General features: G+C 50.0%; 33 protein-coding genes. 5 read left to right on the top strand and 28 right to left on the bottom strand.

Translation table 11 applies throughout. The features are described from left to right. Positions 1-57 precede the first annotated feature (57 nt). Positions 58-624: an N-acetyltransferase gene (locus tag CVU71_01135; protein PKN20425.1), complete on the top strand. Its 567-nt coding sequence runs from the start codon at positions 58-60 to the stop codon at positions 622-624. Positions 625-881: 257 nt separating this feature from the next. Here the strand turns inward: CVU71_01135 and CVU71_01130 are convergent, their stop codons facing one another. From CVU71_01130 to CVU71_00995, 28 genes are all read right to left on the bottom strand, one after another. After that, positions 882-1,895: a hypothetical protein gene (locus CVU71_01130; GenBank protein ID PKN20424.1), complete on the bottom strand. Its 1,014-nt coding sequence runs from the start codon at positions 1,893-1,895 to the stop codon at positions 882-884. Positions 1,896-1,898: 3 nt separating this feature from the next. Next, positions 1,899-2,441, bottom strand: a complete 543-nt coding sequence (locus tag CVU71_01125) for a hypothetical protein (GenBank protein ID PKN20423.1) — start codon at positions 2,439-2,441, stop codon at positions 1,899-1,901. Between the two features lie 122 nt (positions 2,442-2,563). Continuing rightward, positions 2,564-3,733 carry a hypothetical protein gene (locus CVU71_01120; protein ID PKN20422.1) on the bottom strand — a complete coding sequence of 390 codons (1,170 nt, stop codon included), beginning with the start codon at positions 3,731-3,733 and terminating at the stop codon, positions 2,564-2,566. Further along, complete coding sequence (locus tag CVU71_01115; GenBank protein PKN20421.1) at positions 3,730-5,361, bottom strand: DUF935 domain-containing protein; 1,632 nt, start codon at positions 5,359-5,361, stop codon at positions 3,730-3,732. The genes CVU71_01120 and CVU71_01115 overlap by 4 nt, the downstream gene beginning before the upstream one ends. A gap of 115 nt (positions 5,362-5,476) precedes the next feature. Next, positions 5,477-7,045 carry a hypothetical protein gene (locus CVU71_01110; GenBank protein PKN20420.1) on the bottom strand — a complete coding sequence of 523 codons (1,569 nt, stop codon included), beginning with the start codon at positions 7,043-7,045 and terminating at the stop codon, positions 5,477-5,479. Then, positions 7,029-7,532 (bottom strand): hypothetical protein, encoded by a 504-nt coding sequence (locus CVU71_01105; protein ID PKN20419.1) that lies wholly within the window; start codon positions 7,530-7,532, stop codon positions 7,029-7,031. The genes CVU71_01110 and CVU71_01105 overlap by 17 nt, the downstream gene beginning before the upstream one ends. Beyond that, positions 7,526-7,789 carry a hypothetical protein gene (locus tag CVU71_01100; protein ID PKN20418.1) on the bottom strand — a complete coding sequence of 88 codons (264 nt, stop codon included), beginning with the start codon at positions 7,787-7,789 and terminating at the stop codon, positions 7,526-7,528. Before CVU71_01100 ends, CVU71_01105 begins: the two co-directional genes overlap by 7 nt. Further along, a complete protein-coding gene (locus CVU71_01095; GenBank protein PKN20417.1) occupies positions 7,790-8,035 on the bottom strand; it encodes a hypothetical protein in 246 nt (81 codons plus the stop codon). Continuing rightward, positions 8,032-8,367, bottom strand: a complete 336-nt coding sequence (locus tag CVU71_01090; protein PKN20416.1) for a hypothetical protein — start codon at positions 8,365-8,367, stop codon at positions 8,032-8,034. The genes CVU71_01095 and CVU71_01090 overlap by 4 nt, the downstream gene beginning before the upstream one ends. Then, on the bottom strand, positions 8,364-8,579 hold the full coding sequence (locus tag CVU71_01085) for a hypothetical protein (protein ID PKN20415.1): 216 nt from the start codon (positions 8,577-8,579) through the stop codon (positions 8,364-8,366). The genes CVU71_01090 and CVU71_01085 overlap by 4 nt, the downstream gene beginning before the upstream one ends. Next, positions 8,572-8,811, bottom strand: coding sequence for a hypothetical protein (locus tag CVU71_01080; GenBank protein ID PKN20414.1), 240 nt, complete (start codon positions 8,809-8,811; stop codon positions 8,572-8,574). The genes CVU71_01085 and CVU71_01080 overlap by 8 nt, the downstream gene beginning before the upstream one ends. Before the next feature lie 9 nt (positions 8,812-8,820). Further along, positions 8,821-9,321 (bottom strand): hypothetical protein, encoded by a 501-nt coding sequence (locus CVU71_01075; GenBank protein PKN20413.1) that lies wholly within the window; start codon positions 9,319-9,321, stop codon positions 8,821-8,823. 23 nt (positions 9,322-9,344) lie between these two features. Next, on the bottom strand, positions 9,345-9,635 hold the full coding sequence (locus CVU71_01070; GenBank protein PKN20412.1) for a hypothetical protein: 291 nt from the start codon (positions 9,633-9,635) through the stop codon (positions 9,345-9,347). A gap of 87 nt (positions 9,636-9,722) precedes the next feature. Further along, the gene (locus CVU71_01065) at positions 9,723-10,199 is read right to left on the bottom strand and encodes a cell wall biosynthesis protein (protein ID PKN20411.1); all 477 of its coding nucleotides are present in this window, start codon (positions 10,197-10,199) and stop codon (positions 9,723-9,725) included. 226 nt (positions 10,200-10,425) lie between these two features. Continuing rightward, positions 10,426-10,746 (bottom strand): hypothetical protein, encoded by a 321-nt coding sequence (locus CVU71_01060; GenBank protein PKN20410.1) that lies wholly within the window; start codon positions 10,744-10,746, stop codon positions 10,426-10,428. Position 10,747: 1 nt separating this feature from the next. Continuing rightward, positions 10,748-11,239 (bottom strand): hypothetical protein, encoded by a 492-nt coding sequence (locus CVU71_01055; GenBank protein ID PKN20409.1) that lies wholly within the window; start codon positions 11,237-11,239, stop codon positions 10,748-10,750. Continuing rightward, positions 11,236-11,742, bottom strand: a complete 507-nt coding sequence (locus tag CVU71_01050; GenBank protein ID PKN20408.1) for a hypothetical protein — start codon at positions 11,740-11,742, stop codon at positions 11,236-11,238. Before CVU71_01050 ends, CVU71_01055 begins: the two co-directional genes overlap by 4 nt. After that, positions 11,723-12,151 (bottom strand): hypothetical protein, encoded by a 429-nt coding sequence (locus CVU71_01045; GenBank protein ID PKN20407.1) that lies wholly within the window; start codon positions 12,149-12,151, stop codon positions 11,723-11,725. Before CVU71_01045 ends, CVU71_01050 begins: the two co-directional genes overlap by 20 nt. Beyond that, on the bottom strand, positions 12,148-12,678 hold the full coding sequence (locus CVU71_01040; protein PKN20406.1) for a hypothetical protein: 531 nt from the start codon (positions 12,676-12,678) through the stop codon (positions 12,148-12,150). Before CVU71_01040 ends, CVU71_01045 begins: the two co-directional genes overlap by 4 nt. A gap of 407 nt (positions 12,679-13,085) precedes the next feature. Continuing rightward, complete coding sequence (locus CVU71_01035; protein PKN20405.1) at positions 13,086-13,490, bottom strand: hypothetical protein; 405 nt, start codon at positions 13,488-13,490, stop codon at positions 13,086-13,088. A gap of 9 nt (positions 13,491-13,499) precedes the next feature. Next, the gene (locus tag CVU71_01030; GenBank protein PKN21027.1) at positions 13,500-14,348 is read right to left on the bottom strand and encodes a type II secretory protein ExeA; all 849 of its coding nucleotides are present in this window, start codon (positions 14,346-14,348) and stop codon (positions 13,500-13,502) included. 423 nt (positions 14,349-14,771) lie between these two features. Then, positions 14,772-16,577: a hypothetical protein gene (locus tag CVU71_01025; protein ID PKN20404.1), complete on the bottom strand. Its 1,806-nt coding sequence runs from the start codon at positions 16,575-16,577 to the stop codon at positions 14,772-14,774. A gap of 44 nt (positions 16,578-16,621) precedes the next feature. Next, a complete protein-coding gene (locus CVU71_01020; protein PKN20403.1) occupies positions 16,622-16,912 on the bottom strand; it encodes a hypothetical protein in 291 nt (96 codons plus the stop codon). Continuing rightward, positions 16,912-17,922 carry a hypothetical protein gene (locus CVU71_01015; GenBank protein ID PKN20402.1) on the bottom strand — a complete coding sequence of 337 codons (1,011 nt, stop codon included), beginning with the start codon at positions 17,920-17,922 and terminating at the stop codon, positions 16,912-16,914. Before CVU71_01015 ends, CVU71_01020 begins: the two co-directional genes overlap by 1 nt. After that, positions 17,923-18,222, bottom strand: coding sequence for a hypothetical protein (locus tag CVU71_01010; protein ID PKN20401.1), 300 nt, complete (start codon positions 18,220-18,222; stop codon positions 17,923-17,925). Positions 18,223-18,236: 14 nt separating this feature from the next. Further along, on the bottom strand, positions 18,237-18,707 hold the full coding sequence (locus CVU71_01005; protein ID PKN20400.1) for a hypothetical protein: 471 nt from the start codon (positions 18,705-18,707) through the stop codon (positions 18,237-18,239). Positions 18,708-18,751: 44 nt separating this feature from the next. Beyond that, positions 18,752-19,135, bottom strand: a complete 384-nt coding sequence (locus CVU71_01000) for a hypothetical protein (protein PKN20399.1) — start codon at positions 19,133-19,135, stop codon at positions 18,752-18,754. 20 nt (positions 19,136-19,155) lie between these two features. Then, the gene (locus tag CVU71_00995) at positions 19,156-19,413 is read right to left on the bottom strand and encodes a hypothetical protein (GenBank protein PKN20398.1); all 258 of its coding nucleotides are present in this window, start codon (positions 19,411-19,413) and stop codon (positions 19,156-19,158) included. A gap of 51 nt (positions 19,414-19,464) precedes the next feature. Here CVU71_00995 and CVU71_00990 point away from each other — a divergent pair, with 51 nt between their 5' ends. From CVU71_00990 to CVU71_00975, 4 genes are all read left to right on the top strand, one after another. Beyond that, complete coding sequence (locus CVU71_00990; GenBank protein ID PKN20397.1) at positions 19,465-20,127, top strand: hypothetical protein; 663 nt, start codon at positions 19,465-19,467, stop codon at positions 20,125-20,127. A 201-nt stretch (positions 20,128-20,328) separates the two neighbouring features. After that, entirely contained in the window at positions 20,329-20,643 is a 315-nt protein-coding gene (locus CVU71_00985) for a hypothetical protein (GenBank protein ID PKN21026.1), read from the top strand. Continuing rightward, a complete protein-coding gene (locus CVU71_00980) occupies positions 20,644-21,168 on the top strand; it encodes a phospholipase D family protein (protein ID PKN20396.1) in 525 nt (174 codons plus the stop codon). A gap of 34 nt (positions 21,169-21,202) precedes the next feature. After that, positions 21,203-21,532 carry a hypothetical protein gene (locus tag CVU71_00975; GenBank protein ID PKN20395.1) on the top strand — a complete coding sequence of 110 codons (330 nt, stop codon included), beginning with the start codon at positions 21,203-21,205 and terminating at the stop codon, positions 21,530-21,532. The last annotated feature ends 5 nt before the right edge of the window (positions 21,533-21,537 follow it).

The raw sequence follows: 21,537 nt of genomic DNA, 5'->3' as shown, positions 1-21,537 counted from the left end.
AGGGCGGTTTGATTATTTTCTAAAGTCAAGTTTGATAAATACCTTCGCGTTTAAGAAATGGAGCAGATCAGAATGAATATTATATCCAGCAAAGCAAAAATCGGCAATAATGTTTCATTTGGAAATTTTGTAACTGTTTATGACCATGTAGAAATTGGAGACAACAGCATTATTGAATCCTATTGTGAAATTGGATATTCCAACGGCAGAGAAAAAGGACCTTTGAAAATTGGTAAAAATGCCAGGATACGAAGTCATTCGATCATTTATCAGGGCAGCCTGATCGGGGATAACCTTGTGACAGGAAATCATGCCATCATTCGAGAAAACATGCAGATCGGCGATGGCTTTCAGGCCGGCGCCGCAGCTATTATTATGGGAGAGGCGGTGATCGGCAACCATGTTAAGACAGGATCAATGATAGAAATAGGCCAATTTTCTAAAGTCGGGAATTTTGTTCGGGTATATCTTGGAAGCAAATTGATTAATGATCTTTATCCGCCTTCTGAAAAATTAATCGGTCCGGTAATTGCGGATTACGCAATACTGGGCGTAGATTGCATAATCATGCCGGATATCAGAGCCGGGCAATGCATAACCTGCGGCATTAACGCAGACGAATGAGCCCGCATAAACGATGTCCGCATTGATCACCGGGAAGTCCAGTTCTACGCCCTCTGTGTATTCCAGGGCTTTGTCGGCAGCGAGTGTCATGCCGAAAAGGCCCACGGTTGATGCATCATCAAGACTCAACATCTTCGCGCCCAGCGCCACGATGCAAATAATTGCGAGGAGAAAGAAAGTCCTCGTGCTTCCAAATATGCTTTCAATGGTTCTTTTCATTGGTGTCCTCCTTCTATGATTGTTTAGCTGCCTCGCGGCTATTTGTTGTATTTAGTAAACGTCTGATCATCGATGCCCATCATCTTATTGACGGAGCGCTGCACATCATCGGCAACCACAGTCTGCTCCTTTGCCACGAGGATATCCGTTACGGGGATAACGCTGCCCGCCGGACGGGAAAGAACAATCTGTTTGAAAGATTCCGGATTTTTGAGCGCCAGATCCCGACCCCATTTATCCAATTCTTCCGGGCTGGTCTTTCCTTCTTTGAGCGCCAGTGCAACCAGATCCGCCTGCTCCATACCGGCGATCTTTGTTTTGAGCGCCGCAACTTCTAGACTCAGCGTTTTAGCGACGTCCGCAGGCGCTTTGAGAGAGGCGACAATCTGAACGACCTCATCTTTTCCGGATTCGGGTTTTGCCCCGAGAGCGTCCAGAACTTCCTTGCAGGCTATGACGGATGTTACTTTTCCTGTCAGTTCAGCGCATTTATTGACCAGGAGCGTAACGCCCTCCACGATTTTATCTTCCCCGGCATCTGCGGCCAGGCCCAACAGCTTTTTCAACTTTTCTAACATTGTGTCCTCCTTCTTTTGGTTTTCGATAAAGTCTGTAGCTTTGGCCACAATTGGCCGTAAATTATTCATCGCGGGATTGTTGGTCAGCGCCACATTTACCAATAGCGCAACTTTCCGATCCACCGCGCCCACCAGCATGACCGGCGAAAAATACCGGTATTCCCTGTTCTTCAAATACTCGGCTGCTTTTGCCGTCCATTCCACAACTGCCCACAATCCTTCCGCACCCTTCCAGACAATGTCTTTGATCCACCCCGCTGCCGGTGATTGGACATCGGCCAAAGACTGATGCTCATAATCAATAACCATGTCGTTTCCACGCGCCTTATAAGCCGCGATAATTTTAATTGCGGCGGCCTCATCCAGATACGCGGGCTCATCGCCGTGCACTTCTATTTTTCCGGCAGGCAGTACCTGAAATTCTGCGGGCGCGCCGGTCATTTCCTTAAGGACTGCCAAAATAAAATTTTTCATGCGTTACCTCCCTGCGATATAGTCATTGATGATGCCGATAATTTCATTGCTGTTCGCCTGGCTCAGCCCCAGAAACGGACGGGCAGGCATGTTGATTGTCCTGTCTTTGAACGTAAAGCCTCTGCCTGCTGTGGTCCCCTTTTTAAATGATCCTTTGTTTGGGCCCCGCACATACCGGTTGCGTTGAAACAATTCTGAACGAGCGCCTTGTGTGATCACGCCGCCAAGCTGATGAATTGCGCCGTAAACCTTATTTGTCCCGATGGCGACCTCGTTATTGCTGATCATCTGAAAACGGATGCTGTCCCGCAGTTGGCCGCTCACCGTCAGGGTCCGAATGCGTTTCGGATTTGGTGTTTTCGGCTTTGCCCACGCTTTGCCGTCCGGAGCTGGCCCGCCTGTCTCAAAACGCCGCTTGGTCTGTTCGACCACGCGCTCTCCGATAGCCTTCATGATCGGGGATAAGTTTGCCGTCCTGCCGGATATCGCCAGCAGCTTCTGTCGGACGGCGTCAGCACCGTCCACTTTGATGATGATTTCAGGCATTTACTTTCCCCTTGCAATTTCACAAAATACTGCTATGTTTTTACTAACTGGCCTGACCGAGGACTGCACACCCTAAAGGCAGGCGTAGCGGCGCATGTTGGTGCGGCGACATGATGTCCTCGTTACTTACCTATCGGATAGAGCAACCGCCCAGATCTTAGTCTGCCACCCGATAAATCATGGCTCCTGTACATATCAAACGCCACCATTTGACCTTTAACCGTGTCCGCCATGACTCCCACAACGCGGCTTTTTTGGATTTCATAAGCCTTCACATATCGCTTCCGGAGTACAACCCGGCCACTGTCAACGTACTTTACGAAGCCCACCCAGACTTCCTGGGCGTTCTCAATGATGTCCGGAATCAGCGGAAAAAATTTTTCCCTTCCATCCCAACGATTGGGATCTTGAACAATATGGTCAGCCAGCGCTCTCGTGACATTTACGTAATCGCCTAACGGATCACGGTAGATGCCCTCCGGCACCGCAGTACGCAACGCCGCTTCTGTTTTCAGTTCCTTCCCTAAAGCAACCGGTGGCACTTCGCCCGTCAGTTTATCCGGCAGGAATGGATATTGATCTTTGCGCCATGGCCCAAGCTCTTCGAACTTGCCTGATTCCTGAACCCAGCTTTTTCCGAATGCCGCTTCGCCCACGTTGTAGCCCCAGCCCTTATCAATCCCCACCGGCTCTCCGGTTTTTGGATCAATGGGTGAAGAGGGAGCTTCTCCTTTTCCCTCCTTCTTTGCCGCCGCGTATTCCTTGCGCGTTGAACCGATAACCCGGCATTTGCAGCCCCATCCGTTGGGCGCATAGTGCGTCTTCCACCAGGGATCATCAGCCGGAAGCGTTATCCCGTCCCAGGCTAAATGGTGAAGCCTCGGCACCCGGCTATCGCCGTGTCTGTAAGTCAGATAGGGCATCGCCTCTAATTGCTCAGGGTCCGTGAGCTGAGCCCAGCGCCCGGCAGCATAGGATGTTCGAATGTTGGTGGAGTAGATAAGTTCGCTGCGCCAATTGCGCCCGCCGTTGTAGCTCCAGCCATACTGAGATACGATACGGTCAAAGTCCTTGCGGAATTCGGCAAGCGTCGTTCCCTGGGTAATGGCCTTGTCCACGGCGCTGCGGAAATCCACCAGCAGATCATCCCGGTAAGCACCGGCTACCATGAACCCTTTTGCATGCTGTTCTTTCCAGAGATCATTCCACTTTTGCGTCGGGATGTTCTGCTTCTCCCGGAAGAATGCTTCCTGCTCCTCGAAAGGCAATTTGAAAACGGCATCGATGATCATTTTGTCCCCGCTTCGTCTTGGACATCAGCCATTCCGGCCATTTCCGCGACGGCCATTGCCCGCGCAACGAGTGCGCCCAGGTCGGCTGGATTCATTGTTCCCCAAAGATCGATGAGCCGATCACGCAGATCCGCAAGGTCCTGCACATCCAGATCTTCGACCAGGTAGCGAATTTGCGCGATAAAGTCCGTGTCGGTTATCGGCATGGCATCTTGCGCCAGGCGGGATGTAATCTGATCCGCCGCGTCATTATCCGACTGAGTTGGCGCTATGTCCTTGGCAACGATCTTTTTCAAAGTGGCTTTGATTTTGGTTGCCCCGGCTTGAGCCTGTCGGGGTTGCAAAACAGTTTCGCCCTTTTTAGGCATGGGAATTTTGAACCGTTCTGACACATGCTCGGCGGATATCGGCTGACCGATTTCCGTTGCACCCTTGTAGACGGTCATCAGGTTGGCCAGGTCTTCCGGTTTCTCATAGAGCATCTTGAACCACGGCAGCGGCTTGTCCCATCCAAAATTATATCCGACCAGGGGACGGACGATCTGAAAGCGGACGGTCTTAGCCAATGATTCCGTATCGGCCTTGATCAGGTCATGCCGGACTTTGTCCTGGGCGTCTTCATTGCCCAGCTTGCCGGGCGTACCTTCCGTGGTGGCCGTCTGCCCCAGAATTGCTTTGGACATCTGCTTGTCGCAGAAATTAGCCAGTGACTCATAAATGTTATTCGTGCCTGAATTCTTGATGGACTCCACAAACTCGATCTCCGTGTTCTTGGAGATGATCCCGGCGGCATCGGAACCCAGGGACTGAATCGCGGCAACAAGAGCATCCTTATCGCCCTTACTGGCATTGGAATCATATTTACCAAGGCGCAGCGGCATGCCAAACACCTCGGAAAAAGCCACCCAGTCTTTGATGCTGTAATTTTTGAAGAGATACATCCAGGCGCATACCCGCAGCACACCGGCGCGTGTGTCGTACCCGGAACGCGCCTTGTACCGGTGGTAAACCAGCTTAAACGGCGGCATGATTTCACCGTTGAACGGCTCGGCCTCGGTCAGTATTCGCGGAAGCTCCAGACTTTTGGCCCACATGCTCGACGCGCCACGCTCGTAAAAGACTGCCTTTTTCGCGTGAATCCACGACAGATCGCCGATAATGGCCTTGCCGCCGGTTGTGTCCCATTTGATTTCGCAAAGAGAATATCCCTTACCGATAGCATCCAGGAGATCCAGAAGAGCGTCATCAAAGCTATTCAGATTGAAGAGGCAATCGGCAACAAATTCGCAAATCTTCTTATCTTCGGCGCTCTCTGAATAGGGAGCCAGATCATAATCCAGACCGTGGACGGCATTTTTACGCGTCTGCATTTCCGAAAATAGATGGGTGTCTTTTTCTTCCATCTCTTCAAACAGCTCTGCCTGCCGATGAACGTCTCCCGCGTCGGCTTCTTTGAATATTGTGGCCAGTGATTGCGGCGTGAGTCCGGAGGAGGGATAGTTGGACCACCGATCCCGGATTGTCGTCACGGCAATTTCACGCGTTTCGGGTTGCTTTTGGACCTGAACTTCTCTGCCAAATTGATCAAACAGGACCGTCATAGCGATATCCCCTCCCGTCCCACGCATAATTTTGCCCGTGCTTCGCGCAAAAACATGTTTATAAACAGTGTCAAGAAAACTACCCCCCGTATGTAGCCATTTTGCCCATCAAACAAATGTCGGGCATTTAAACGCGTCGCCATCAATAGGCTCCCCTTTGCATCAGGACGCCTGTTTTTTGATCACCCGGCAGCCCGGCAAACCGTCTCCTGGAGATGGACGTGTATTCAACCGACATACCGTTCCCTTTTTGCAGGTGGCTGATGGCCATCTCTGAGGCATCCGGTCCGTCGTCATGGACAGACGGGTTCAGAATATAGACGAACTGCTCCTCCAGGATCTTCTGGTCGCTGTGTCCTTTTTCAAAGCGCATCTTCTTGTGCTCCCACAAATATTCGCAGGTGCCGATGATGCGCGCGTCGATCTTGCTGGTTGTGTGGGTGATCGGTGACCAGGGCAGATAACGGCCTACTTCTTTGGCGTAGTTCTGAATTGCCTCGTGGAGAAAATCCTTGAGCATGTTTTCTTCCACCACAACAACACCGGGATACAGATCGTTTTGCGCATAAGCGGCGGCGAAGAATTCACCGATGGACCGGCGCTTGATCCAGGCGTGCATGCAGAAAAATTCCATCTGTACCCGTTCTAATCCCCAGGTGACCACACTGCGGAAGTCGCTTTTAGATGTTGCCGTTGCAGCCGGATCAACGCCAGTGGCGAAGATCAGAGGAACGCGGATCAGCTCAATGCGTTCATAGTGAGAAACCGTCTCTTCCGGGAAAGGCGAATCTTCCGTGGCCACCTTGTTACGCATTTCCTTATTGAAGGTATAGGTGCCGACATCATGCTTCTTTTGCATGAGCCGTTCCCATGGCCACAATGCGGGCCACAACGAAATCTGATTCTCTTCGTCGACGATCGCGTCGTAGACTTTGGAGACATAGCGGGGCAGTCCGTCCTCATCTTCCTCGGCGATCAGCTTGGAGATGGCACTGAGCGGATGGAAGAGGTTGCCGACCATAATGGCTGAATAGCCTTTGCCCAGAGATCCCAAAACCGCACCGCGTATCCAGTTGATAATCTTCTTTGTGGTGCGCGGGTTCTCGACGGTCTCGTCGTTTTCCATATCGTCGAAGGTGGCCATGTCCGGACGGTACTGCCGGTAGCGGATGCCGCGCACTTTATCGCCGCGCCCTCTGGCCAGCACCTTGACGCCGGTCGTAGTTTCAAATTCGTCATCGCTCCAGTTTTTTGTTTTGAGCTTGCCGAAGTCGTGAATGATGCGCGGATTTTCTTCCAGCTCCAGCTTGATCTGCGTGCTGAACGCCGTCGCCTGTTCATGCGTGTCTGAGCATGGCCAGCAAAACCGTGTTAGCTGATAGACAATCTTGTGGACCGGATTACCCAGGGTAAAGAAGGTGGACTTCGCATGCTCGCGCGGCGCACCGACCAGGGCAAGCTGATCCTTGAGCTCGGTGATCTCCTGCCATTCGCCGTGGAAATCTCCAAAGGCGACGCTGAAGTAATGCGGCAGATACGTGCTGAAGAAATAGAGCAAATCGGTCCGGCCACGTTCTATTCGGGCGCGCTGCTTGGCAGGCGTATCATTCTCAAACGGCGATACGGAATCACGTATCCACTTTTTGAGTTCAGCGACCTGCTGGTCAAATTGCCCTTCGGTCAGATTCGGTTTTTTACGCATTACTGCCATTCATCTGCTCCGTTTTAAACTGCATGGTCATTGCGTCAAAGTCTGCTGCCAGCACTTTCAATCCTTCCGGATCATTTTCCCGGAGCCAGGCGATGATCCACTGGACATCTTCCAGAAAGACCTTTGCTTTATCGTAGCCAGCGCCCAGGCCTTCAATGGTTTTGAATTTAACAACCAGTGCGCCCAGTTTGCTGAGATTGTCGAGTGATCCGCCGTCAATCGCGCCGGGCTCACGTTCTTCGGCGAAGGTCAATTCGCGCTCCAGGAGTGCTTCCATGCGCAGGCCGAAGGATGCTTTACGAGCCCTGGCCTTGTCCCATTCGTCAAACTCTTCGTCCGGCTTTTTCGTGCTGCCTTTCCAGGCGGCCAGCGTCTGACGCGATACATCCAGCGCGGCTTCAATCGCGGTGAGCGACTGACCGTCGATAAACATCTGCCGGGCTACCGGCTCCAGTTGTGTACGCGCGCCTTTTTCCGCCATCAGCATTCTCTCCAAATTCCGGCCTCAAGGTAGCCATGCCAGGTAAGTTCCGGATGTCCAGTTGTGGTGGTAAGGATTGAAGGCGTTACAGTTATTGTATTGTTGTCGTGCTCTACAATCTTCCACGTCTTATTGTTGATTTGTCCATGTATTCCTGTCGGAAGGCAAAGCAGCCAGGTCCCATCGCTCTGTTTAGAATATTCTCCACGCTCCTTAGGAAAGCAGTTGTCGTTGAGTCTTGTCCCTTGTATGGTTTTACTCATTTACTTCAGCTCCTCTTTCAGCATCCTGATTTTCGCGATGCTCACCGTCAGATCCGCCCATTTGCTTTTCAGTTCATCCCACTGGCTGTCTACTGATTCCACGGGCAGATCCTCGGGCATGGTCATGCCGCAGTCGAGGTTGATGCAGATCGTTTTGCAGAGGTCATTGATCTCTGCCCGCAGGCGTTTGGCCGTATGTTCCAGGTTCGTTAATTGGACGCGGCGCATTTCGTTTTGAAGGCTCATGAATTATTGCTCCTCAATCTGGCGGCTAGAAGGGCGTGACAAGGTGTCCGGGTTTTCAACCAGGTGGTTAGCTCTGTTGTCGCCGCCGTAGCCAGTCGTATGGTATCCACCTGTTCAGTGGCGATCTTTTCGTAATTGACAACCAGCTTGACATTGGACTCGTACATTTTGAGAGCCGCCTCTAGCCGCTTATCGTTTGACCGTGCGAGGAAAAACATGATTCCCCACGGTCCCAGTACGATAACGGCCAATAGTGAAGCAATAGGCCAGGTGCCGATTTGTCCGATGATCGATGCAATTGCCGATAGTGCCGCGATCTGCTCAGGGGTCATGTGTTCCCTCCGCTTTCAAATATTATTTGACATTCAATACAGCGCGTTGCGCTGGGATTAGCTTTGCGGCGGCGGGCCGGGATAACGCGCCCGCAGTCTTCGCATGTGTGGCGGAATTCAGGCAGCACGGTAGCGTTTTTGATCCGCTGTTTAAGCATCGCGGACTCGTAAACTTCGCTGACTTCCTGTGTGCGGTCTATTTCATCAGCCATTAACTGTTTCACCCCTTACAAGCTGGTCTTTTGAGTTGGTAAAAAGGTTTTTCAGCAGATAAGCGCCTCCGGCTGCCAGGCCGGTTACTGCGATGCCTTTTAATGTGCTGACACCAGGTATGCTGCCGGTTTCCAGAATGGGAACTATCGCCGCCAGGATTGCCGCCCCTGTTGCCACGACGGCACCACGTGCCAGGTCAATGATGTTCAATTTTAGAAAATCGCTTTTCATCGTGTCCTCCTACAATTTGATCGGTTGTTCAAAAATCCCAAGCGCTGGCATGTCAGCCGGAGCCGGAGCTTTTCCTGTGAATCCGTAAGCCAGATAGCAGTACTCCGAACAGAACAGGCGTCTGGCGTCCGCCGACACTTTCCCGAATAGTTGATGAAAAATGGATTGATAATCGTAAGGGATGCCCACCAGTGAAAGAGCCCTCTCACCAATATCCTGCCGATTATTGTTCCAAGCGGCGGCTAACGGGTACCACCAGACTTCACCGTCAAACTGTTCTAATCTGCGGGATAAAAAATTGAGGACCGTTCCATGCTCCAGGGCTTCGGTGGTATAACGGCGGCGCTCCAGACCTTCATATTCAGCCAGCCGGATCACGAGAGAGGAGTGATTGACGTTGGAATCAGTCTTCCAGCGGATCAGCGCGCCAACAACGGAATGAGAACGCCATTGCAGCAGATCGCCTGTTTTCATCTGATCCTTGATGGCATTGTATCTTGTGAGGTCCATTGTTTCTCCTTAAACCGCTCTGGTCATTCCACCAATTCCCATTTTGCATTGTTTAATTTCCGCTGGTATTGCTCAGCGTCCTTTGCCGCCTGGCAGGATGCAACGCTTTGGGCGCGATATGTTTTTGCTTGCCTGATGTCGCTTGTCTCGAAGCATGTAAAGCCAACTTTAAAATAATCGTCATATTCCCTGACGTGATAGACAGTGTGGCCATCGACTTCAGCCCTGTAAATGCTAAACCGCTGATCGCAATCGCCCGCAATTACCGGCGCGGCGGCAAGGATAATCAAGATAATCAAAAGTGTTTTTCTCATTTTCATCGATCCTTTAAACCGCCCTGGGAGTGTTTCCGGGCAACCAGCAACCGCGCCCGCTCTCCCAGGGCATCGCTCAAAAAAAGGTTATACGTCCTCGAAGTGCGGCATGTCCGGGTTTTTGAATCTTCCGCCCCAGCGCAGCCCGCATGCTTCGCCGATTTTTCCGGCTTGTTCGTAATCTGAAATGTGATCCTGGTTGACATCAACTTTGACGTCCCATACGGGTTTGCCGCCGGGTGCGATCGCAATATCGAAAGCGCGTGATTTATCGTTGTCGGCATTGCCGTCGTCCAGATCGATGATGTGCTTTGATTGAAGTGTCCAGGTGACTTTGTTTTTGTTCTGTTCGACGGTGATCCTTGGCAGACCAGACATTGCGCGCAATTCGTTAACGTCAAATATCGGCTCACGTCCCTGGGCGTAGAGAGCGCATTGTTCTTTAACCGTTCGCGCGGTGCAGGTGATCATGACGGGTATGCCCGCGCTGAGCGTCGCAATCATGAATGCTTTGATTTTTGCCTGCAATGATGGTGTGCAGTCTTTGATGTCCCTCGATGCCATGTCAATCCCTCCTGCGAGATTTCTTCATCCGGCTAATGCCTGCCGGTTGCGACCCTGTATGGCGTCAGGGTGTGTTCGCAACCGGTCAGGCGAAGCAGGAGATGAAGTAGCTGCGACGATAAGGGATTGTGAAAAGGATTGAAACCACGGTGCTTGAGAATTTTACTTGGGCAAAACACTTGAGAGGGCTACCCTCGCGCGCGCGCGAGAGTACGTGAAAAATTGTTTATTTTTCCTCCGCGAAAAGATCGGTTTGCACGTCCTGCGGACGGCGCTGAACTACTTCCCTGATCCAGCTTTCAGACAGTTCGTATTTGCGGGCCAGATCCCGGTGATTGAAGCCGTTGAACTCGGCACGAATACGCGCATCCCGATGGTTGCGAATAAGCGTGTCCAGCTTCGGCACATATATCCGCATGCCGCCCGAGTGTTTGGCTAGTTGCAATGCGCCTGCCTTACCGAATAGCTCCGCAACGATCTGATATTCCTCGGGCAGACTTTCCATCGGTATTTCAGCAGCGATTTCAGCGAGCCAATCAGCGGCCATGCTATGCTCCAATCTGATGATCCAGCAGTTTTTTCAATCCCTCGATAACGTCCGAGGCTTCCATTTCTGATTTGATCCGGTCAATCTTATAATACTTTTTCACCCAATGATTGAAACCGTCCTCTACTCTCCATTTAACCTGACCGGCAAGGGCGTCGATCATGTCCAATTGCTCGCGGCTGGGCAGCACGAAAACATTAGACGGGCGTTCCTTTCTTGGCACAGATCTGTAATCCTGCCTTGCCGGTGTGCCCTTCGTGTATTTTTTCCTTCGCGGAATTTTGAAGCCCAGGGTTTTAAAATAATCAATTGTCCGGGATGCTTCAAGGTATGTCATATCCTTGCAGGATTCTTTCCCGGAAAACCTGTAGAGTATTGTCCGGTATATGTCATCGTCAAGGTTCAGGCGGGACACAGCGGTATGAATCATTTTTATCTGGAGCGGTTCAATCTTCCGGACAGGCCGTTGAATTTTCACCCCGATCATTTTCATGATGTCACCCCCAATTGCTTTTTCATTCTTTCGATTTTCTGCCGCGTTTCGTTGGACAAGGCGTCGGGATCGGTGCAGTCATCAGGACGGCGATTTTTGCGTGCCGCTTCCCGATCATGTTCAACCTTCACCGCCAGGTCCGCCGCCAGATCCCAGGCGCACTTTCTCATGTAGTTATGATTTTTGAGGCCCTTCGGTCCGCTGGCGATTGTGGCCTCGATGGCCTTGCCCCATATTTCCGCGTTACAGGGCCGTGTTTCGCCTCCTTGCCAGTGGACTGTTTCTTCCTCAATGAGTTCTTTAAGGCTGCGGACAATGATCAGGGCGCGCCGCCAGGGCAGGGCTTTCGTACCCTGGCGAAACAGTCCCATGTAACTGAGCGCCCGGCGCAGCACCGGAGAAGGTAACTGCACCAGGGTTTCAAAAGTGTAGCGGATCGCCGTATCATTCGTCCAGGCTTCCGCGCTGGCCGTGGCTCCGCAACTAGGGCAAACTAAGCGCATCAGACTTCTCCATAAGATCACATTTCTCCATAAAGATTTGAAAATCGGGATACCACTCTATAAACGGCAGGTAATGGAAAACATTTTCTCTGGGGCCTACGACAATTAGACGTATCCCGGCTTGAACTGCCATTCCAAATTCCACATGTCTACCGCCACGGGAATTCGTGGAGCGTGGTTTTTCTGTGAAGTTAATGCAGCAATCAGCAGCTGTTAAATCGCAGTAATCTTCAGTTGCAAACCGAGACCGCTCTTCTTCCTTTGCCTCGGCTGATAGACCGTCATCACTTATCTGATGATTACCATTGATCCATCGTGATGTAATTTCATGGCCCACGTTGCGCAACGTGTCAGCAACTTTCCTCATCTCTTCGATGCGTATATATCGCGAAGCTAAATATATTTTCATGCCGCCTCCTCTGCTGCCGTCTTCGGTTCATCTTCCTTCAGGAGCGCATCCACCAGTTTATCGATTTCGTCGTCGGTTGACTTGATCACAACCTGGTCGCCACCGGCGTTGACTGTGACACCTATCTTTTTGAGATCAGCAGCGGGCAGGTTTTCCAACGCACTTTTAATCGGCTTTTCCGTGGTCTTGATCAGAACGTCCGCCTGATCCGGAAGGTGCTTTTTGATCAACTTCACGACCTGAGCGGCGTCTTCCCAGGATACAGACCCCTTTTCTTTTTGATAGCCCACTTTAATGCCGTTCATGATCATTGTTTTCGGGCGAACAAAAAGGCCCGTGCTTTCTTCCACGGCTTCTTTCAAAGCCTTCTGTTGTTCTATGACCGTATTGACGGCGCTCTTAATGCCGGGCATCCTGCGACGTTTTATGGCCTGAATTTCATCTTCCAGAGCGCGTACGCGATCCGTCACAACCTGTCTGGCATCCGCAAATACTTTGGTCAATTTTTCGATGTCGCCTAAATTCATGATGTTGCTCCTTTCTGCGCGTTCAGGGAACGCGCCCTACGATTTGAATTGTGCGCAGCCAAAGCAGTTGTCCGGCTCGCGACTTTGTTGTATGCTGCATGCAGCCGTGTTGATTCGGCAACCCCATATCCGGCATTGAACATCGCCGTTGGTATGCTTGCCCGCGTTCCCCGCAAAGAGTGAGGGCTGTGCTTTAGTGGTTGCGTTTCGACACGGCTCTGTCTTTTTCCACCGCTGTGCTTTGTTCTTGTTTGCCATTTCTTCACCTCGTAAATATATGCAGGATGACCGGGCTGAAATAGACCACTGCCACAATGATTACCAGGATAGTCGCGCGGTCCAGTCGCCGCTGTTGCTGCTTTATCGCTTCGTCCCAGGGGTCCTGTAAAATATAAGTTTGAATTCTTTTAAGCATTGGATGCTCCTCGTTTTATCCACCAGCATTTGGCATCATCCCGGACCTGAGCGTTGCAGGTATAGTCCGGACGAACACGATAGCGCCGCGAGTTTTCTAGGCCGATGATCTGACAGCGCGGCTCGACATCTAGTTTTATGCCGCCGATCCCGATGACCTCAAAGTCCTTCACGTACGACGTGCAGTACCGACAGTTTTGCCCATCGTCCGTGGAGCCCTTCCGATACTTCAGTTCGACCTTCTTTTTTAGCCGTGGCAGTGCCCCCATATATCCTCCTTCCTCAAGCAACCTATAAAGATACTTGTAGCGTTTATACCGGTCCAGCATGGTTTTGATGCCCATGCCCCAGAAAATACCGACAATCAAAATAACAACCAGCGTTATAATTAAAAGCATCATCGCCTCCTATAGCGCCATCACGACGGCTTCGGTCACTTTCTTTTCGCCCATCTCATAGGCCAGATTCATGGCCCGCGCGGCGTAGTTGTTGATCATCAATGGATAGGCGTGGCTGATGCTTTTGCTATGGGCGTCTTTCGTGGTGAGCCGAAGGCTCATTGCCTTGAACGCGCCCTCCTCGAAAATGTCATCTACTTTGACGTTGATCCGTTTGAGCTTCATGGTCAGATAATCTCTTGTGTTGCCGTTCAGCCCCTTTATTTCCGCTGTCTGGATGCGCCTGATCACCTCGCGCATTTCAATGTGCGCCTGCTCGTTAAAGAGGTTTTTCAGTTCAGTTTGGCCGATCAGGATAATGCCCAGCAGTTTGCGGAAACCGTCTTCCAGTTCGTAGAATCTCTTCAGGTACTTCAATGTATTGGTGTGCAGGTCGTGTGCCTCTTCGATAATCAGGACGGAGCGGAAGCCCTGTTTTGCACGCTCCAGAAGGAGTTTGTGCACCTGTCTCGTTTTTGCTTCCAGCTTCATGCTGGGCCGGGCCTCGGAAAGGTCCATGATGATGGCATCGCAAATGCTGGCCGCGTTGACGCGGGTTTTGTCGATCATCTGTGGAAAAATGACGATGGTGTCACCATCCTTTTTCAACTGTTCAACGACCTTCCGGCGCATAACGCTCTTGCCGCTGCCGACTTCGCCGATCACCGCCAGAAAGCCGCCATGCTTTGCCGCGTCGGTCATTGCCTCGTAGATGTAGCGGTGTTCTTCGCTCATGTAAATGTCGCTGTCCTTTTGAATGTCATCGATAAAGGGATTCCTGAAAATTTTAAAATGCTTCATTGCTTCGGGATTGATCATCTCTGCCTCCATGTTATTGATTAGTTGTTCGGGGTTGCCCGGTACCATTGCCGGTGTTTTTCTTGTTGCCCACATCTTCTGATTATCTGCTGCTGGTGATACGTGCCGCAGATCCTTGCCGAGCGGCTTCCAAATGTCCTCGACTTTCATTTGCCGCTCCATGAGCCACTGCGCGGCTCTGCTGACTTTTGCGATCTCGGCTTCAACCAATGCCTTGAAGTTTGGCGTGCCGACAGGCATATATCCACGGTTCAGCGCAAGATTGATCGATACCCGGCTAAGCCCGGTAGCCTTGCCGATCCGCGTCTGACTGATGCCGGTATCCACGCACAATTCTTTTAATACGATTGGTTTAAATGCCATGTTGTAGGGTTGTACTTCGTCACTCTTCGGTCTTCCCACTTCGCTTCACCTCCGTTTTAATTAACCTGTTGACTGCATGATGCAGCCAACATCTTGCTGCCATGTGCCGTCCTGAATCTGCTGGATCACCTCCTCTGCTTTTTTGACCTCAATGCCATTCTCATAGTTGGCGCGCAGATCGGCGTTCATCGCCGGTGTGATGATGCCAATCTCGGCGCGTAACTGTTTCAGAAATTCAGTGAAGGAAATGCGCCGCGCTGCCAGTGGGCGCGGTATTTCCGATGCACTCGATTCGATAACCGGATTAATAGGCGCGTTCGCTGTCTTGATCTCCAGCGGCGTGCCTTTGCGTTCGATGAATTCGACATTTCCGACCTTATCCGCCTGGTGGCCGAATACGGTGAGCGGCGATACAAAGCCGACCGGAGGCGCGACGGCCATGCGCTTGTCGCCTGTGCCCTTCCAGGTAAGGCCCATTTCAAGGGACTTCTTTTCCATTTCTGTTTTGGCCTGCTGCGTCTCGGTGTGCTTGATCCCCTTATAAGTGCCGTATTCCACGCCGTTGGTCATGCGACCATAGACATCCACGTCAATCGGCTGGCACAGCCAGATGTTGCCGTTAAAATGGACTTCGACATTCGGGTATTCATAGGGATGCCGGACAACACTGACGGTCTGGCCTGCCGCTTGGGAATCGGGCACCTGGTAGAATCGGCCATCCACGCTGATCGTCCGGTCGCCTTTTGCTAATCGTGTGATGGTTGGTTCTTTAATGAGCAGGCGATAAAGCGACTCTTCCGGACACAGGCGCAGTTGCTCGGCTGTAATGTAGGACCATAAAACCGAGCGCGGCGCGACGTTGCGCATCTTGATTGCGCCGTTGGCATAGATGCACCAATCCAGCGCCCATCTATTCAGTTCCTCCAGATCGGCTGGCCGCTGAAATTTTAGACGTGCTTCAAACCGATTGATGTAGTGCATCAGACCTTCAATCGCGCCTTTTGCGCGTGGGTTGCCGGGCATGTGAAGCTGAACATCAACACGCAGCGCGTCCATCAATGCCTGGTTCGCCTTCGCCGTCAGGATTGATCCTTTGTCGGATACAAGCATAAAGGGTACGCCATGAAAACGGAACTTGCCGAGCTTTTCGCCGGACTGGCCGTTCCACGTTTTTTTAATCATTTCGTCTTTCGGGCGCATGGCGCGGAAGAGAAACTCTGATCCGTCCGCCGCGCGTTCGCCCGATGCGTAAAAATAATGAAAATAGAATGCTCCGCTGCAATGGTCCACAACGGCATATCGGAGCAATTCCATTTTGATTAGTTTTGCGGTTTTGACGATTTTATTTTTGTACATAGTCATTTCGGTGTCGCGCTCATCGAGACCTTTTTTTGTATCAAGACGGTATTGGAGGCAGTTGGTCACGTCGAATTGCCAGACGTGATTTGGATGCTTGGAAAGCAGGCGAACATGCGGCGATGGCCGGAGCATATCCTTGGCGCTGATCTGCTCCTGCCGAAGCCGTGACAAAAACCAGCTTGTCGACACGCCGCCGGTCTCAATCCCTGAATCCTCCAGAATCATTTTAGCGTCGCAAGCGGGCAGGGGAATTTCATTGGATATGCGCCTGGATGTCAGCATTAGCGTGGAGGCATTCAGCAGAATGTCTCGGGTCGCTCCGGACTGACCTTTTGTTTTGCGCTCCTTCCGAAATCGAATCCCCCGCGCCGCCGCATACCGATTGATGGTGGCCGTTGTGACACCGTAATGCGCCGCCAGTTCCCTTGTTTTCCGTGTTGCGTCGGATGCATTCAGTCCGCGCAATGTCGCTGCAACGTGATTCAGTATGCTTTCAGAGACTGCCATGATTTTTCCTTTGTCATTCCGGCCTGCGCCGGAATCCAGTATTTTTATGCCGCCAAACTTTTCTTTGTTGGTGCTGCGAAGCGCGGAAGAAAACAGTTTTTCAACCGCCCTGTTTTTCTGTCGAGATTGTTGTAGATTCCATAAATATCGTGGAAAAAGTTGAAGTCATCCGCCTTCAACCATTCTTTGAGTTTCAGCGGACATCCGTTTAAGTGAGTGGCCGCAATATCCATGCTGAGCGCCAGCGCATCAGCATAAAGCTTCCGACAAAATCCGCGCTTTGCAATCTTCTGTATAAGCTCCATGTCGTCTTGGGTTGCATTCCATTTGATCATTACTTTCCTCCCTTCTTCGCTTTCCGTTCTTCGATCTTTGCCACAACCTTTTTGCCCATGTCCTTGCCCGCCGTGAGCGGCAGGTTATCGATCATCACTTCCGTGGGCGGGATCTCCATTTCTGTTATTTCCCAGGGCACCTCTTCCGCGCCGTCGTAATGGGCTTGCAGGGCCAGCCGTTCTTCCATCGCCAGCTTCGAAAAAAAGATCAGCAGATAGTAATATTGACGAAGCGCAATTTCCGGGGCCTTGTGTGGTTCGATTTTCTTCTTGATGTCAGAGAACCATGTCTGGATGTCGAGCTGCACCTGATGCAGCAAATTGCAGGCATCCTGCTCCTCTTCCGTGAGTTCGGACTTACCGACCGTTCTTTCCAGACGGGCGATATCGCGCGCCAGCTTATCCATGACCTTGTCCTTATCCCTGATCAGGCGCTCTTTTGTTTTGATGGTCTCGGCGGCTTCGGCTGCTGCTTGTTTATGGTCTTCTTCGAGGGTTTCCAGGAGGGACTGGATTTCGTCGGCATGCTCGGCATCAACCGGGATGGTTTCGCCGTTAAAAGTGATGGCATTTTCGGACAAGTTGACCAATTTTTCATTGGCAGCCATTCCTAAATACTTGATTTTATTATATGTGACTCCGGAGAAATTGGACAAAGTGTCCAAAAATTCTTGCCGGAATGGCGCGAGGTCTTCCAGTGCACGATCCATTGTGCGTCTGTTAATCCCGACACTCTCGCAGAATTGTTCCCACGTAATTCCGAAGCGCTCGCGATATTCCTTTGAGTCTTTCACTTTTTTAAGCATTACCAGGTTAAAAAATTCAGCCTGTGACTTGAAAAAGTTTGTAGCTTTAATTTTTCCGGCCATCTCGTAAATATTGGCGATGGCCGCTTCTTTATCGCGCTGTACCTGTTCGGCGCTTTTCTCCTGATCCCGTCTCATAACTTCAGTTGTGCGTGCTGATTCATCCTGCGCCTTTGCCACAAGCTCTGCTTCTCTCTTAGACATTTACTCCTCCTCCAATTCCTGTAATTGTTTATTAATAGCGTCGCGCTGCGCCTCCAGTGCTGCAACTTTCCGTGCGCGAAGTTCGGAAATGCGCCCGCCGAGGATGTACCCCGCGCCAATCTTAGTGACCCAGCGCAGTTCTTCCATCGTACCGATCTGCCGGAAACAACTATCCACGCTGAGTCCGGTTGCCCGCGCCATATCAGAGATCATGACCGGCTCTTTCGCCGCGCCGATAAATCCAAGGATCGCGTCCGCCGCGACCAGTACTTCAATTTTTCGACAACTCTTTGCCGCCATTCCTTCACCTCCTGTTATTTTGTTTCCATCTCTTTCAAGAACAGTAACCGCTTGCGCTTCTCATTCTGCTTACGGTTGATTTCTTCTTCAATGCGCTGAATCTCGGCCCGCAGCGCTTCAGGCCCCGGAAGAACAAACACACCCACAAGTTTACCCAACATCATTAAAGGTTCGCTGCATCCGACTGCCTCACAGAAGGCTGGTAAATAAATAGCCGGAAAGCGGTGAGCCTCTTTAGACTCTGCCGTCCAGCTATCCAGCATGGTTTTGGTTATTTCATGACCGGTCAATTCTGACATCCGTGCTGCCACTTGCCAGCGTGACAGTGGGCAATTTTTTAGCACCTGGCTGATGGCTTCGCGGAATTGGCGGTCAATATCGAAACTGCCCGCAGGACGCGCGCTGATACTTTCTTCCTGGTAATTTTTCAGAATGTCGAAAAGAGATGCTTGGTTGATGTCTATTTTTTGTTTGATTTTAGCCATTGCAAACCTTCCTGTTTTTGATATGATCAAACCGCATTTGAAAATTAATCCGCTTTGGGCCTTAAACGCGGGTAAAATTGAATGGTCCCTCTACCCGTGGATTTAAATTTTTCTTTGCGGAGTTTACGCATATGGGCACGATCAAATGGTTTTCGGCAGGAGAACTCATCGTAAAGAGTGATAATGAGGTCGGAGAATGTGATCTGACCTGCCCGAACTGTCGCAAGAAGATCTTTGTAACGATTCGTAGGGACCCAGACGGCAGAAAGGTCTCCGTTTGCCCCAGGTGTGGGATCGATCTCCACTTCAAAGGCTAAGGGAATAAACCCGTCCCATAGTTCGCTGCTCGACATATCCTCAATGTAGGGTGCTATTTCTTCAAGGTAGGTGGAAATGCTGGATCGGTTTATAATAACGCTGTGTGTCATTTGCGCGGCTCCTTTGTGTTTTATGCGGCCTTGGTGTCCGGCCAAAGTTCTTCCACCGGCATGCCCAGGGCTTCGGCCACGGCCTGGCGGACTAAACGGATTTTCGGCCCATTTTTTTTTGTTCCGCCACGCTTTCTGGTCACTACCTGGGAAACGAGAGGACGCGAAACGCCGACCTTATCGGCGATTTCATCTTGTCGGATGCCGTGGATAAGCAGTAGCGCGCTGATGTAGCGCGCCCCTTTTTTGTTGATTTTAGTTATTTGATTTGCGTTCATGGGTCATTTATATGTCAGATACTGACATATTGTCAAGAGGAATGTTTGTTTATGACATCTATTATGAATAAGTATGCAACAACTGGCTACAGAGTGGCTCAAATCAGAGCTAACGAAAATATAACACAGGCAGAATTTGCCAAAAAATTAGGTATTTCTAGGCCTGCGCTATCTGCAATTGAAAACGGTGTCACTAAAATATCAATCCCAATTGCTTATACTATTGAGCATTTATTCGGATATGATTTTGTTTGGATTATGACGGGCGATGGTGTTATGAAACCAGAAAATGTCAGAAAGCTAACATTGAAAGAACCATCAGGTGAAGAACTTCCACCAATTATATCCCCCTGGGATAAAGAACTTTTAGATGCTTGCTTCACCCTAAAGAAAATTTTCGATGACAAGGTGCATAAAAAAGCAATCATCGAAAACTTACACGCTTTTGATTTATCTATCGATGATAGAAAGGCAAAGGAAGAGCTAAATAAAAAACTACAGGAATCATTACAAGAAAACGAAGGAGTACAAAACAGAATTTCTAATTTGGAAAAGCTTTGTGCAGATATTCCAGACATGAAGAACAAGTTTGAATCTTTACAATCAGAAAACCGGGCACTTCGCACTGAAAATAATCGACTGAAATCTACTTATGAGGCCCCGCATGGAGACGACGGAAGCGTCACTGCTGTTACAGAAAAGAAGGCAATATAATTTACATTGATTTTAAACAATCTTCACCTTCATTATTTTTAAAAACCAAAAATTAAAAGCAGCGATCCAGCCGCTTAAAATATACAAAGCATCACCATCCAACGGCGCAAATAAAAAATACGTCGCGAATTATGTCTTATTTGATATGTTACACTACAATAAATTACAACGCCCTAGAGAAAGGAAAAAAATATGGAAAATATGTCTTTAATCAACTGTCCAGCATGCAATAGCAAGGTGTCTTCAAAAGCCGTATCATGTCCACATTGTGGACATCCATTACAAGACATCATGAGTAAATCATCAAAGAATAGAAGTACTGCAATCATATTGTCTCTATTATTAGGCGGCGCTGGAGTTCATAAATTTTATTTGGATAAACCTGGGTCCGGACTTTTATATTTATTGTTCTGTTGGACATTTATCCCCGCAATATGCGGATTAATTGAAGCCTTTCAATATGCAAAAATGAGCGATGACGTATTCCAGAAGAAATACTTGGCTAAGGAATTATAGATGAAGCGTCGCTTGATATTTCTTACGGTCATTATCTGTCTATTCATCCCCATCTGCTCCAGCGCGGAACCCACTTCTGCAAAAAGCATATCCAATATTGATGTTTGTTTTTCACCTGGCGGAAACTGCACAGCGGCAATCGTTAAAGAATTGGATGCGGCCAGATCGGAGATCCTTGTCCAGGCATACTCATTCACCTCTGCACCAATCGCCCAGGCCCTGGTGCGTGCTCATAAGCGTGGCATCATCGTCAAAGTTATCCTGGATAAAAGCCAGGACCGGGAAGGGTACTCCTCTGTCATGTTTCTAAAGAACGCTGGCATCCCCACTTCCATTGATTCCGCGCACGCCATCGCCCACAATAAGGTTATGATTATCGATGCGGAAACCGTTATCACCGGATCATTCAACTTTACCAAGGCAGCAGAGCAAAAGAACGCAGAAAACCTTCTGATCATCAAGTCCAGGGACCTGGCAAAGTTTTATATCGATAATTGGATGAGGCATAAGGAGCATTCAGGGTAAAAAAACTAACGTGGTAAAGGAGGATTTTATTTATATGACTGCACAATCCACATTAAGAACTCTTCAAAAACTCATTAATATGCTTCCAAAGTTGAATGATCATGAATGCGTAGTCACATGTATGACGATAGATCACATACTAAATGCATTGGAATCTTGGGCAGAAGAATCGGAGGATGCGAAATACAACCATCCAAACCCTGCGGCAGCTAATATTTATATAACTGAAATGCAAGGCCCCCTCTATTCAATTGCAGGTCTTAATGACGACGGCCATGATAAAGAGCAATGCATATTATGGTTAAATGGCGGTATTCAGAAGCTTGCGAGTCTTCATTGTTTTGACGTTCGTCTGTATGAATAGGCGAA

The sequence above is a fragment of the Deltaproteobacteria bacterium HGW-Deltaproteobacteria-6 genome (assembly GCA_002840435.1).
In the GTDB taxonomy this organism is placed as follows: Bacteria; Desulfobacterota; Syntrophia; order Syntrophales; family Smithellaceae; genus UBA8904.
This window is presented reverse-complemented; position numbering and strand designations above follow the sequence as displayed.